Below are 14,638 nucleotides of genomic sequence, written 5' to 3'. Positions count from 1 at the left end.
TTATTTAGCCCAAAACAGCTGTAAGTGTTCTGCAATAGGGCCAAGTGCTAATGCCGGAACAAAAGTCAAAGCGCCGATCATTAATACAGTGAGGATCAATAACAAAATAAATAGTGGTGAAGTGGTAGAGAGAGTTGCCAAGCTTTCTGGCTGACGCTTTTTCACGGCTAAACTACCTGCGATAGCTAAAACAGGTAACATGACACCAAAGCGACCAATCAACATGGAAAGCCCTAATAATAGATTGTAAAAAAGTGAGCTGGCGTTAAGCCCAGCAAAAGCACTACCGTTATTATTAGCAGCAGAAGTAAAGGCATATAACACTTCGCTAAAGCCATGAGGGCCAGGGTTTAAAATAGCTTCACGACCAACATCAGTAAATAAAGCAAGGGTTGTACCTAATAAAATAACGGTAGGAGAAATTAAAATAGCAACGGCTACCCATTTCATTTCGGCAACACCAATCTTTTTACCAAGATATTCAGGTGCTCGACCAACCATTAATCCAGCGATAAACACAGCTAATAATACATAGAGGATCATGCCGTAAAACCCTGATCCCACACCGCCAAATACCACTTCTCCTGTTTGCATTAACCACATTGGCACCATACCGCCTAAAGCGGTTAATGAGTCATGCATGGCATTAACAGCACCACAAGATGCCGCGGTTGTGACCGCAACAAAAATAGCGCTACCGATTATGCCAAAGCGCGTTTCTTTGCCTTCCATATTCAGCGAGCTATCCGTACCCGCAAAGATAAATTCAGGGTTTCCTTGCCATTCAGCCCAAGTGATCACAGAAACTGCAACAATGAAAATTAATGTCATGGACCAAAGTAAGGTATGACCTTGGCGTTGCGTTCCACTTAAACGACCAAAGGCAAAACATAAGGCGGTAGGAATAAGAAATATGGCAAGTATCTGTAAGAAATTACTTAATGATGTTGGGTTTTCGTAAGGATGGGCAGAGTTTGCCGCAAAATAGCCACCGCCATTTGTACCCAATAGCTTTATTGCTTCTTGAGACGCCACTGGCCCCATTGGTAACCATTGTTGTTGACCATCAAGACCTTGGCTTAATACTGCGGGATGAAAGTTTTGTATTACCCCTTGGCTGACAAATAACAGTGACCACACAATTGATAAAGGGAGTAAGACATATAATGTAATGCGCCCGATATCGATCCATGCATTCCCTAATGAGGTACAAGAGGATTGTGTTAGCGCTCTAATTAAAACAAAAGCGACAGCAATACCGGTTGTTGCAGATAAGAAGTTTTGTACTGCAAGCCCCGTCATTTGGCTTAAATAACTCACTGCGGTTTCACCACTATAAGCTTGCCAATTCGTATTAGTGATAAAGCTAATTGTGGTATTTAACGCTAAATCCCAACTCATATTAGGGGCAAGTTGAGGATTTAAGGGTAAATAGCCTTGGTTGAGCAATATGACAAATAATAGAATTGCGCCCATTAAATTAAACATAAGTAAGGCGAGCATATAGTGATACCAGCTCATCGGTTGGATAGTTTTTCCTGCGGGCTTAAAACCACAACAACGCCAAATAACATGTTCGGATTGAGTAACCCAATGAGGTAAATCACCTTCGATAAGGCGAGCTAAATAATGCCCAAGCATTTTCCCCATCACAAATAATGTGATCAGAAAAACAGCAAGATAGATCAACATCGTTGTTGCCATTTTTAAAATGCCTCTGCGTTAAATAACACATAGATAAGATAAGCCGTGAGCAAAACAATTAACGTCACAGCACCAAATATCAGCATCAGAATAATCCTTTTACTATTTAGATTGAGTGAGCGTACTGAATGGGCTGTAAAGATGTTGATAAAAGAGACGTGATAAGTGTAAAAAAAGTATAAAAATGCAGGTATAACAATGATATAGAAAAGAAATTATCACAAATGAATTTTAATAATTCACTTAATATAAAATTATGGATAATTAACAATTAACTGGGCGTTATTAGATAAAAGAGATTATAAAGATACAATGTGTAAACTTGTCTGTATGGCGGAGTGTTTTTCCTCTGACACTGTTCTTTTTTCAGTATTTATGTAAAAGATACTAATATGGAAAGTGTTGGGGCAATATGAATTTAACTATAATCTGAAATAATATCATAAAAAAACCAGCCATTAAGGCTGGTCTATTAATCACGCTATTTTGTTATTCGCAAAACAGTTATTAGCAAAACAATTGCTTTTCAGCGGGGGTGACATTTAACAAAGATTGCCAGTTTTTTAATGTTAATGTCGCCAGCATGGCTAAACCTTCATAATAAGGAAATGCACCTTGCAGAGATAACTTTTCTAAATAACGATAAGCCCACGGCAGAAGATGTTCTGCTAATAGCTCATTTAATTTTTCAGGGCGAGTTTCTGCAATCCATGCCACCATCATCACCATTAAACCAAAGTGATCTTCTGGCTCATTTTGAGTTAACGCAATATCAATGCCATTCTCTAGCATCCATTCACGTAAATCTAATGTTGAGTTACCGAATAATACATTTTCATGATCAAGGTAAACAGAGCCCCAAGGCGGCGCAGGTAGTGCGTAAGGGCCGACAAATAAACGTTGATATGCCTGTGCTAAAGTTTCTTCTGCTAATGTGGTTTGTGAAAGAAGGCTAGCAATACGTTGCTTTTCTTCATCACTGCCATAAGGCCATTCTTCAACCCACTTTTGACTAGACAGCAGCTCGACAATGTCACTTTTCTCAGTCGGTGCGTAATAAAACGCAGCGCCTAAAATACGGGCAGTGAGAGAAATATCAATAATAAGTTGTTGTTCCATAATATTTTTATAATCCGCTTAGATTTATTGTCTTTACTATATGCGATTTTCTATCTAAACATAATGACGAAGATTAAAAAAGAGCGATACCGTAATATAAAAGGAAAACCGCCATAACAGATAAAAAGAGTGAGCTTTTTAACTATTACAGCGGTTTAGAAGGGTGAGACGTTAATTAACCAACGACTGCCATGCCGACCGTCATATGTAAACCATAGAACACACCGCGTCCTATAAACTCACCCGCAAACACTAAAATAAAGCCTAATGCTAACAAAGCAACAGAAGGGTTATTTTTGCGTAACAGTGGCACAATCCAGCAACTTAAGCCTAGGACTAAAGTCACTAATTTAATTCCCATTAAAGCACCATAATTAGGAACTAAATCCACCGCTTTTTGTACAGAGGTTTGAATAGAGCCTAATTCAAAACCTTGTGACGTTGCCACAATAGCACTCACAACAACGGCGATAACACTAAGTAATGGTAATGCACTCACGCAGTTGAGGTTAAAGCCGGCAATACGCATTAAGAGTGCCGCTAGAATCGGGCCACCGATAAAGGCTGTCAGTACAAAATTAAATGTGGTATAGCCGTTATACCAAGTCGGAACAGTATCAATTTGGTATACACGAGAGATCGCCGTAATAAATAATGCGGCTAATACCATAACCAGTGCGATCCATAATTTGCCTAATGCAGCAGGCATTTTATTAAGTACAGCCAGTAACCAGTAAATCCCCCCCAGCGCAAAGAAAATTGAACCACTGGCAATTTCATTACTTAGTGATGAGTGACCAAGACGAAGTAATGAGTTAAAGGCGCGTAATGGGGTTCCCATATGCATCATGGATAATAAGAAACCAATTCCCATTAATGCCCAGAGTCCAAACATGCTGTAATGCACTTTTCGGTTCATTTCTGCAGACAGCTTACCCGAAAGAATAGCGCATCCCATAATAATAAAGGCGCCAGCAACACTTTGACCGATAACGGTAAAAAACATTAGTGGCCATTCATGCAATCCCACCATCTTACACCTCCTCTGGGTTTGCCAGATGACCAGTGGTATCACCCACAGGACGGCTATTGGCATTTAATTTAAGGACAATATTTGGCTTGGTGTATTTTGCTGAAGGAAGTGGGGCGATTTCAGCTAAATCACCATATTTAGCGCGTAACTCTTCAATCGGTGCCATATCTAATGCACGCAGTGGGCAAGATTCGACACAAATTGGTTTTTTGCCTTCGGCAACACGCTCATAGCAACCATCACATTTGGTCATATGACCTTTAACTTCATCAAATTGCGGTGCGCCATAAGGACAAGCCATATGACAATAACGACAACCAATACAAATATCTTCATTAACAACGACAAAGCCGTCTTCACGTTTATGCATTGCACCACTTGGGCAAACTTTGGCACAAGCCGGATCGTCACAGTGGTTACATGAAATAGATAAGTAATAAGCAAAAACGTTCTGTGTATAAACGCCATCTTGCTCAGTCCAATCGCCACCTGCATATTCATAAATACGACGGAAATTGACTTCAGGGGATAAATTTTTAAAATCCTTGCACGCCAGTTCACAGGTTTTGCAGCCGGTGCAACGACTTGAATCAATATAAAAACCATATTGCGTTGACATAACCAGACTCCTTACGCCTTGACGACTTCAACAAGATTACTGTGAGAAGGATTACCCTTAGCGAGAGGTGAAGGGCGTTGTGTCGTTAACACGTTAATACTACCTGCGTGATCAATACGGTTGCTATCTGGGTTATACCAAGCACCTTCACTTAAACCGACAACGCCCGGTAAAATGCGAGGTGTGACTTTCGCATTAATCCGAACTTCACCACGATCGTTATAAATACGCACTAAATCACCGTGTTTGATGCCGCGTTTAGAAGCATCCACAGGGTTAATCCACATTTCTTGAGGGCAAGCGGCTTTTAAGACATCCACGTTGCCATACGTTGAGTGAGTGCGTGATTTATAGTGGAATCCAGTCATTTGTAATGGGTATTTTTCCATTGCCGGATCGCCATAGCTTTCAAAGCCAGCGGAATAGATTGGCAGTGGATCAATTACATCGTCAGACGCGAGTTCCCATGTTGCTTTAATGTCGGCAAGTTGAGAAGAATAAATCTCAATTTTACCTGATGGTGTTGTTAATGGGTTGTTTTCAGGATCTTCGCGGAATTTGCGATAAGCAACGTGATGGCCTTCAGGGTCGCGTTTTTTGAAGATACCTTGAGCACGGAATTCTTCAAAAGTCGGCAATTCAGGTAAGTTTTGACGAGATTGTTCGTAAAGATGACGTAGCCACTCTTCTTGAGTGCGGTTTTCAGTGAATTTTTCACCCACACCCATACGTTTTGCTATTTCGCTTGTCATTTCATAGATATTACGGCTTTCAAAGCGAGGTTTGATTGCCTGATCAGCAAAAATAACGTAAGCCATATTACCTGCGGATGCATCCATACAGAAATCCATCTGCTCTGATGCTGTGCAATCAGGCAGTAGAATATCGGCATATTTAGCAGAGGCTGTCATATGGTTATCGATCACCACAATCATTTCGCATTTTTTATCGTCTTGCAAAATGTCATGGGTACGATTGATTTCAGAATGTTGGTTTACTAAGCAGTTGCCCGCGTAGTTCCATACCATTTTGATGGGGACATCAAGTTTGTCTTTACCACGAACACCATCACGAGTTGCCGTCATTTCTGGACCACGTAAAATGGCATCCGTCCACATAAACATAGAAATGCTGGTGGTGACTGGGTTAGTTAGAGTTGGCATACGAACAAAAGGAATACTGTAAGAGCCTTCACGAGCACCAGTATTACCGCCGTTAATGCCCACATTACCCGTTAAAATAGAGAGCATTGCAATAGCACGAGAAGTAAGCTCACCGTTAGAACGACGTTGAGGGCCCCAGCCTTGTGTAATATAAGCGGGTTTCGCTGTTGCGATTTCACGAGCTAATTTAACAATGTGGGAAGCAGGAATACCGGTGATCTGCGCTGCCCATTCAGGCGTTTTGGGCTGACCATCTGCACCATTACCTAAAATATAGGCTTTATAGTGACCATTTTTTGGCGCACCCTCTGGCAGAGTGGTTTCATCGTAACCAACACAATATTTATCTAAGAAAGGCTTATCAACTAAGTCTTCTTTGATCATGACATAAGCTAATGCATTAACTAATGCAGCATCTGTTCCTGGGCGAATTGGGATCCATTCATCTTCACGACCCGCACCCGTATCGGTATAGCGAGGATCGATAATAATCATTCGTGCATCAGATTTTTCACGCGCTTGTTCAACGTAATAGGTGACACCGCCACCACTCATACGGGTTTCACCCGGATTATTACCGAACATCACGACAAGTTTGGTGTTTTCAATATCTGAAGGGCTATTACCATCTGCCCAACCACCATAAGTATAATTTAAGCCCGCTGCGATTTGCGCCGTACTATAGTCACCATAGTGATTAAGATAACCACCACAACAATTCATTAAACGTGCAATTAATGTTGCACCCGGTGGCCAAGACTTCGTCATTGTGCCACCTAATGTACCCGTACCATAGTTTAGATAAATAGATTCATTGCCATAATCTTTTATTAAACGTTTCATGGTATCTGAAATCGTATCAAACGCTTCATCCCATGAAATACGTTCAAATTTACCTTCACCACGTTTACCTACACGCTTCATTGGGTAACGTAAACGGTCTGGATTGTAAACACGGCGACGCATAGAACGACCACGTAAACAGGCTCGAACTTGGTGTAATTCTTCGTAGACATCATTGCCCGTGTTGTCAGTTTCAACGTACTTAATTTCGCCATCAACCACATGCATTCGTAATGGGCAACGACTACCGCAGTTTACCGTACAGGCGCTCCACACGACTTTTTCACTATTGGTTGTTGGTTTTGTTTCTGAGGCAACGGCTTGATGAAAGGGGAGTGATAATCCACCTGCGGTTATCGCTAAACCACCCGCTGCACCTGTTTTTACAAAACGACGGCGAGATAAGGGAGTGGAAAGTAACGCCATCTCTTTGATGTTTTTCATACATTACTCACTTGATTATTTACATTTTAAGAAAAAACAGAAGCTAACAAGCTTATAAAGAAATAATTATTGTTATCGTTGTTAAAAAATAAGCACTTTAACGTAGGTAATAAGACCCAACTGTTAATGTGGATACTACGTATTTTCTAAAAGTTGTAGTTGCTTTACATCAAAGAAAAGTGATTTATTACAAGTGTTATCAGTTTTTAAGCCCATCTTAAGTTTTTGTATTGGTTGAATTTAATCATTTGATTAAATGCTTTATATAAATAAATATATAACGATTGGTTAAGTGTTTTGATGTTATCAGTAACATTTTTTGAGCCTGTTTACTTGTATCTATCTATATGATTTTGTTAGTTCAATAGTTATTTTTATTAATACTTAACTGTCATTTTTAGAAGCTATAATTATCTAACAACTGATTAACGCGTTAAGCTAAACAAAAAATTAAACTTTGTTTAGCTTGTCGTTATTTTTAATTATTTAAACAGTCAAAATATGATTAATAAATGTGCTTTTTTGTAATTAAGATCACAATTAAGCGCCCTTTATCTGCGTTTTTATTGCTATCTTGAACTGATTTTTATTTAATCTAATTGTTAGCTAAACCGGTTTAGTTTGTGTAATTAAACTAAATACTCGCTACATAAATAAAAAAGAATGACAGAGGCTATGATGAATATTGAAAAAATTGCTCACCAGCTTGTGCCTTTATTAGGTGGTGCAGAAAACATCGCAAGTGCAGCACATTGCGCTACGCGTTTAAGACTTGTTCTTGTTGATGATTCAAAAGCAGATAAAGAAGCAATAAACAAATTAGAGGGTGTAAAAGGGTGTTTTAGTAATGCAGGTCAAATTCAGGTTATCTTTGGTACTGGATTAGTCAATAAAGTACATGCCGCATTTATTGCTGCAGCGGGTATTGGTGAATCAAGCAAATCTGAAGCAGCCAATATTGCAGCGAAAAAACTCAATCCATTTCAGCGAATAGCAAGACTACTTTCTAATATTTTTGTACCCATTATTCCTGCCATTGTGGCGTCAGGTCTATTAATGGGATTATTGGGATTAATGAAAACTAACCAGTGGGTAAGTCCTGATAATGCACTCTATATCATGCTGGATATGTGTAGCTCCGCAGCATTTATTATTTTACCTATATTAATTGGCTTTACTGCGGCAAAAGAGTTTGGTGGAAACCCTTATCTTGGTGCGACACTCGGCGGTATTTTAACTCACCCAGCATTAACTAATGCATGGGGTGTTGCTGCTGGCTTTAACACCATGAATTTCTTTGGATTAGAAGTTGCCATGATTGGTTATCAAGGCACTGTTTTCCCTGTGTTACTTGCCGTTTGGTTTATGAGTGTACTGGAAAAACAATTACGTAAAGTTGTTCCTAATGCCCTTGATCTAATTATAACGCCATTTTTAACCGTTATTATTTCAGGTTTTGTCGCGTTATTAGTAATAGGCCCTGTCGGGCGTCTTTTAGGTGATGGTATTTCATTAATACTCAGTACGTTAATTACACAAGCAGGTTGGATTGCAGGACTTATTTTTGGTGGGCTTTATTCTGTGATTGTTATTACAGGAATACATCATAGTTTCCATGCGGTCGAAGCGGGATTATTAGGTAATCCGAATATTGGGGTTAATTTCTTATTGCCCATTTGGGCAATGGCTAATATTGCTCAAGGTGGTGCTTGTATGGCTGTTTGGTTTAAAACCAACGATGCGAAAATTAAAGCGATCACGATCCCATCGGGTTTCTCTGCAATGTTAGGTATCACAGAAGCGGCAATTTTCGGGATTAATTTACGTTATGGAAAACCTTTCATTGCTGCATTAATTGGAGGTGCGGCTGGAGGCGCTTGGGTTGTGGGCTCTCATGTTTATATGACAGCCGTTGGTCTTACCGCGATCCCAGGTATCGCGATTGTACAAGCGGGTTCAATTATTAATTATATTATTGGTTTAGTGATTGCATTTTTAACCGCTTTTGTTCTTTCTCTTTTACTGAAGTATAAAGTGGAGTCTGCATAAATGACAAAAAGCGAAGGGTTGTCTGCAATTTTACACGCGGTTATGTGTAATAGTGCTAAAGCTGTAAAAGATAAATACTATCCATGTTGGCATTTAGCACCAGTAACGGGATTATTAAATGATCCCAATGGGTTTTGCTTTGATGGTGAATATTATCATCTATTTTATCAGTGGAACCCTTTGTCTTGTGAGCATAAAAATAAATGTTGGGGGCACTGGCGCTCAAAAGATCTTATTACTTGGCAACATCAGCCCATTGCTTTATTGCCTGATGAATTTTATGACAAAGATGGCTGTTATTCTGGCAGTGCAGTGATCTATCAAGGACAATTAACCCTCTGTTATACCGGTAATGTAAAATTCCAAGATGGGACTCGTACGGCTTGGCAATGTTTAGCCGTAGAAAATAAGCAGGGTGGTTTTGATAAATTAGGGCCTGTTTTAGGGCTTCCTGAAGGTTACAGTGGCCATGTTCGTGATCCCAAAATCTGGCAACACAACGATATATGGTACATGGTGTTAGGCGCACAAACTTTAGATAAACAAGGTAAGGTTTTACTCTATCGCGCATCTCACTTATATCAGTGGCAATCAGTGGGTGAGTTAGCCGGAAGTCATTTAGGTGGCTTAAATGATGCGGGTTATATGTGGGAATGCCCAGATCTCTTTGAACTTGATGGACACTTTATCTTATTAGCTTGTCCTCAAGGCATAAAAAAGGAGCAACATCGATTTTTAAATTCGCATCCTAGCGCTTATTTAATAGGAAGTTTTGATTATTCAACCTTGCAATTCCAACATGGTGATTTAATTGAGCTTGATGCAGGCTTTGAATTTTATGCGCCTCAAACAACATTAGCTAATGGCAGACGTTTATTATTTGGTTGGATGGGAGTTCCTGATGGAGAGGAAATGTATCAACCGACCATTGCTAATGATTGGATACATCAAATGACATGCCCTCGTGAATTACACATAAAAGAAAATAAGCTTTATCAACAACCGGTAAAAGAATTACAACAACTCAGACAAAAGCCCGTATATTGGCAAGGTTTGGCTGATGATGCACCAGACATTAACGGATTTTCGTTTGAACTTGAAGTAGAGCTATTCGGCTCTCTGGCTATTCATTTTTCTGATACTCTTGCTTTAATCATTGAAAATAACCAAGCCGAGTTAAAACGCCTTAGTGTTAAGAACGGGGAGTGGCAATCACGTTTCTGGTCTGGTGATATAACACATCTTCAAATATTATGTGATAACTCGAGTGTGGAGATTTTCTTTAATGGTGGTGCTGGTGTAATGAGCAGCCGTTTTTTCTCTTCAGAAAACCAGACTATCTATTTCTTGGGGAAAGACCCAATAAACCTCACAACTTGGCAATTAAAGAATGCATTGCCAAGTTAAATAAGATTATATAAATAATAAAATCGTTTCAGTTCAGCGAACGTGACATTAAGTAGAATAACAGTGAAAAAACAAAAACGTATCACGATCACCGATATTGCAAAATTAGCAGGGGTTTCAAAAACAACGGCAAGTTTGGTGTTAAATGGCCGAGGCAAAGAGATGCGCGTTTCTGATGATACTATTGCGCGTATTACGACCCTTGCTGAACAATATCAATATCAACCCAATATTCATGCTCGCTCTTTACGTGATAATCGTAGCTATGCGTTGGGATTAGTTATTCCTGATATTACTAACTATGGTTTTGCTTCCGTCGCTTATGAGCTAGAAATATTATGTAGAGAAGCGGGTATTCAGTTACTTATTTCCTGCACTGATGAAAATGCAGCGCAAGAAACACTGGCAATAGAACATCTATTATCACGACAAATAGACGGTTTGATTGTCGCCTCGTGTTTACAAAGTGATGCTGAATATCAGCGTTTGAGTCAACAAATTCCAGTTGTGCTATTTGACCGTTATTTTGAAGGAACAACCCTGCCTTTTGTTGTCACAGATTCAACAACCTCCACACAACAACTTATTGCAGAGATTGCTTCCACAAAAAGCATTGATGAGTTTTACTTTTTAGGTGGACAATCAACGCTTTCCCCCACCAAAGATCGTCTTTTAGGTTTCACGCAGGGGCTTTCACAAGCGAATATCAATCTGAAATCAGAGTGGATCATTCATGGGCATTATCACCCTAGTTCTGGCTATGAAATGTTCGGTTCTTTGTGTGCGTCTTTAGGCCGAGCACCTACATTTGTTTTTACTTCCGCCTGTGGCTTATTAGAAGGGGTATTGCGCTATTTAAGTCAAAATAAACATATACAAAATGAAGTCTATTTAGCGGGCTTTGATGATCACTATCTTTATGATTCATTATTAATACCAATAGATACTGTTGCTCAAAATAACCCTGAATTAGCTTCACACTGTTTCCGACTGATTATGGGATTAATTAACCAGACAAATTTAGGATCTCATCAAATTTTTGTTCCAGCCAAAATTCATCAGCGACATGTGTAGGGGTAGCGCTTAAAATACGAAATACCTTAATCGTGGTTTTACTCACATTAGTGGGTTTTTATCTGCTTAATGCCTTGTTAAATTAAATATCAAAGTGATTTTATTTAACATGATATTTACATTTTAATATTATCATTTCTGTAATAATCTAAGTTGTTATTTTATCAGCCGTCTCTGAACGGCTGATCCTATCTCTCTTTTCTCAGTCATCATGCTTTATTCGACTTGTTTCATCTCTCATTTTTAACGTATACCAATTGATGTTGTGTTAAAAAAATGTGTTCTAAATTGCTTCGATTTGGTTTTGCTTTTGGTTTTTTGTTTTGACTGCGGTAAATTGAGATAATGCATTTATTGCACCACGAAATTTAAATGCACCCATTCGCTTGAAAGTTTTTGAGAGTAATGCCCGCCAGGTGAAGAGAGTGCTGCAATATTTTGTTGTATAAGATGTGAGGCCATGGTGCTTTCCTATTTCACTTAAGTTAGATAAAATGTACATTTATTTATACATAACGTCTAACCTTAGATCAATAGTTTATTTTATATAAAAAGCGAGTGTAAATGAATATATCTTAGAAGGCGCAAGACGTTGTGCTTATCGCATTAAAATCTAATTTTATTCAGGATTGAACGGTAAAAGCAAAAACCGCGCAATAAAGCGCGGTTACTGTTCTATCCTTAGAAAATTAGCTTAGTTTTTACAATGTAATCGCAGAAGCTTTCCAAATTCGTTGCATATATTCTGTTACCGCACGATCCGCAGAAAAATAGCCCATTTGGCAGATATTTAACGCAGATTTTTTCAACCAAGCATCTTCATTTTGATAAAGAATATCAACACTATCTTGCGTATCAACATAGCTACGATAATCGGCTAATACCTGATAATGATCACCAAACTCAATTAAGCTATCAAAAATTGATTTGTACTTATCAGGATAAGTTGGATTAAAGAAACCATTAGCGATTTGATTAAGCACAGTATGTAACTCAATATCTTCATCGTAATAACGACGAGGGGAATAACGCTGTCTTAATTCTGCCACTTCTTGTGCATTGTGACCAAAGATAAACATATTATCAAAACCAACATGTTCACCAATTTCAATATTAGCACCATCAAGTGTACCGATGGTTAATGCACCATTTAGGGCAAATTTCATATTCCCTGTACCAGAAGCTTCTGTTCCTGCTAATGATATTTGCTCAGATAAATCTGTCGCTGGGATAATGTGTTGCGCTAAACTTACGCCATAATTAGGAATAAAGATCACTTTTAATTTATCTTTAATACGCTCGTCATTATTAATCTTACTTGCAATGTCATTGATAAGATTGATAATTTTCTTCGCATTATAATAAGCTGATGCCGCCTTACCGCCAAAAATAAATACACGAGGTACCCAGTTTTTTTCTGGGTTTTCTAAAATGCGATTATAACGAGTGATAATGCCTAACACATTGAGAAGTTGACGTTTATATTCATGAATACGTTTGATTTGTACATCAAACAGCGCATCAGGATTAATATCAATATTTAAATCTTCCTTAATGATCTGCGCAAGATTTTGTTTATTGATACGTTTTGAATCTTTTAATTGATACAAGAAATTTTTATCTTTTACCAATGGCATTAATTCACCCAATTGCTCTAAATTGGTTCGCCAATTTTTACCAATATGGCTATCAATTGTTTTAGAGAGAGAAGGATTTGCTAATGCCAACCAACGACGTGGCGTGATCCCATTAGTAATATTGCAGAATTTCTTAGGATAGATCATCGCAAAATCAGCAAATAAAGATTGCACCATTAATTGGCTATGAAGTTCAGAAACACCATTAACCTGATGACTAATAATAACCGCTAACCATGCCATACGAACATTACGGCCATTTTCTTCATCGATAATAGAAACACGACGCAATAAGTCGTTATCGTTAGGGAATTGTGCGCTAACTTGTTTCAAGAATTTATCATTGATTTGAAAAATGATTTGTAAATGGCGAGGAAGCGAACGACCTAGCATGTCAACAGGCCATGTTTCTAATGCTTCACCCATTAATGTATGGTTAGTGTATGAGAAGATGCAGATTGTTTGTTCCCATGCTTCATCCCAGCTAAATCCATGATTATCAATTAGTTGACGCATTAACTCAGGAATAGCAAGAACAGGGTGAGTATCATTAAGATGAATTGCAATAAAATCTTTGAGATTATCAAAGCGTTGATGCAGATGATAATGACGTTGCAAAATATCTTGAACAGAAGCGCTCACTAAAAAATATTCTTGCTGTAAACGTAATATTTTACCTGATATTGTTGAATCATCAGGGTAAAGAATACGAGAGATATTTTCAGAGCGATCTTTTGCTTCTGTTGCCTCTAGATATTCACCTTTATTAAATTTACCTAAGTTAAACGCCACATTTGATTTGGCTGACCACAAACGAATAGTATCTGTCGCTTGTGTGTTATAACCCGGAACAATAGAGTCATAAGGTTGTGCCATAACACTAAAGGTATCAACCCAATAATTTTTCTCACCTTCTTGCTGTAAACGTCCGCCAAAATCCACTTCAAATTGCAGATCATGACGGGGGAATTCCCAAGGATTGCCTTTTTCAAGCCAGTTATCCGCAACTTCATATTGTTCGCCATTTTGAATTTGTTGGCGGAACATTCCGTATTCATAACGAATACCATAACCTGTAACGGGATAACCTAGTGTGGCACAAGAATCAAGGAAGCAAGCCGCTAAACGCCCTAGACCACCATTACCTAACCCTGGATCGGGTTCAAGTTCGATTTGTTTTTCCAGATCAAGACCTAACTCTTTTAACGCCTCTTTGACTTCGTGGTAAACACCTAAAGAGAGCATGGCGTTTGTTAAAAAACGCCCCATAAGAAACTCCATCGAAATGTAATAAACCTGTTTTACTTTCGGTGAAAGCTCCGCTTTGGTCGATTTTAACCAACGCTCTACTAACCGGTCTCTAATAGCGTAAGAGGTTGCACTTAACCAATCTGTTGGTGTTGCATACTTTGGCGACGTACCAACAATAAACATCAGTTTATAAACAATAGAACGCTTTAATGACTCAATATCCTTATCGGGTGATAGATAATCAAATTCACATAAACTTTTCATTATAAATCTCTTTTTGTGATCCACTGGTTCA

9 protein-coding genes are annotated in these 14,638 nt (G+C 38.6%); 3 read left to right on the top strand and 6 right to left on the bottom strand.

Annotated elements, in window-relative coordinates:
• The 5 genes from kdpA to dmsA all read right to left on the bottom strand — a co-directional run bounded on the left by kdpA (nt 1) and on the right by dmsA (nt 6,925).
• Nucleotides 1–1,704 carry a potassium-transporting ATPase subunit KdpA gene (gene kdpA / locus B6258_RS11740; RefSeq protein ID WP_099075406.1) on the bottom strand — a complete coding sequence of 568 codons (1,704 nt, stop codon included), beginning with the start codon at nt 1,702–1,704 and terminating at the stop codon, nt 1–3.
• Between the two features lie 507 nt (nt 1,705–2,211).
• Nucleotides 2,212–2,823, bottom strand: coding sequence for a Tat proofreading chaperone DmsD (gene dmsD / locus B6258_RS11735; protein ID WP_099075405.1), 612 nt, complete (start codon nt 2,821–2,823; stop codon nt 2,212–2,214).
• A gap of 175 nt (nt 2,824–2,998) precedes the next feature.
• Nucleotides 2,999–3,856: a DmsC/YnfH family molybdoenzyme membrane anchor subunit gene (locus B6258_RS11730; RefSeq protein ID WP_099075404.1), complete on the bottom strand. Its 858-nt coding sequence runs from the start codon at nt 3,854–3,856 to the stop codon at nt 2,999–3,001.
• Between the two features lies 1 nt (nt 3,857).
• The gene (locus B6258_RS11725; RefSeq protein WP_023582154.1) at nt 3,858–4,475 is read right to left on the bottom strand and encodes a DMSO/selenate family reductase complex B subunit; all 618 of its coding nucleotides are present in this window, start codon (nt 4,473–4,475) and stop codon (nt 3,858–3,860) included.
• Between the two features lie 11 nt (nt 4,476–4,486).
• Nucleotides 4,487–6,925 carry a dimethylsulfoxide reductase subunit A gene (dmsA, locus tag B6258_RS11720; RefSeq protein ID WP_099075403.1) on the bottom strand — a complete coding sequence of 813 codons (2,439 nt, stop codon included), beginning with the start codon at nt 6,923–6,925 and terminating at the stop codon, nt 4,487–4,489.
• 678 nt (nt 6,926–7,603) lie between these two features.
• Here dmsA and B6258_RS11715 point away from each other — a divergent pair.
• The 3 genes from B6258_RS11715 (at nt 7,604) to B6258_RS11705 (ending at nt 11,455) form a co-directional block, all read left to right on the top strand.
• The gene (locus tag B6258_RS11715; RefSeq protein WP_099075402.1) at nt 7,604–8,974 is read left to right on the top strand and encodes a sucrose-specific PTS transporter subunit IIBC; all 1,371 of its coding nucleotides are present in this window, start codon (nt 7,604–7,606) and stop codon (nt 8,972–8,974) included.
• Nucleotides 8,975–10,381 carry a sucrose-6-phosphate hydrolase gene (locus tag B6258_RS11710; protein ID WP_099075401.1) on the top strand — a complete coding sequence of 469 codons (1,407 nt, stop codon included), beginning with the start codon at nt 8,975–8,977 and terminating at the stop codon, nt 10,379–10,381.
• 63 nt (nt 10,382–10,444) lie between these two features.
• Nucleotides 10,445–11,455 (top strand): LacI family DNA-binding transcriptional regulator, encoded by a 1,011-nt coding sequence (locus B6258_RS11705; RefSeq protein ID WP_099075400.1) that lies wholly within the window; start codon nt 10,445–10,447, stop codon nt 11,453–11,455.
• A gap of 701 nt (nt 11,456–12,156) precedes the next feature.
• On the opposite strand, the gene glgP is transcribed toward B6258_RS11705, so the two are convergent.
• Nucleotides 12,157–14,607 (bottom strand): glycogen/starch/alpha-glucan family phosphorylase, encoded by a 2,451-nt coding sequence (glgP, locus tag B6258_RS11695; protein ID WP_099075399.1) that lies wholly within the window; start codon nt 14,605–14,607, stop codon nt 12,157–12,159.
• Nucleotides 14,608–14,638: the final 31 nt, after the last annotated feature.

It is taken from the genome of Proteus alimentorum, from assembly GCF_002607735.1.
GTDB classification, from domain to species: domain Bacteria; phylum Pseudomonadota; class Gammaproteobacteria; order Enterobacterales; family Enterobacteriaceae; genus Proteus; species Proteus alimentorum.
This window is presented reverse-complemented; position numbering and strand designations above follow the sequence as displayed.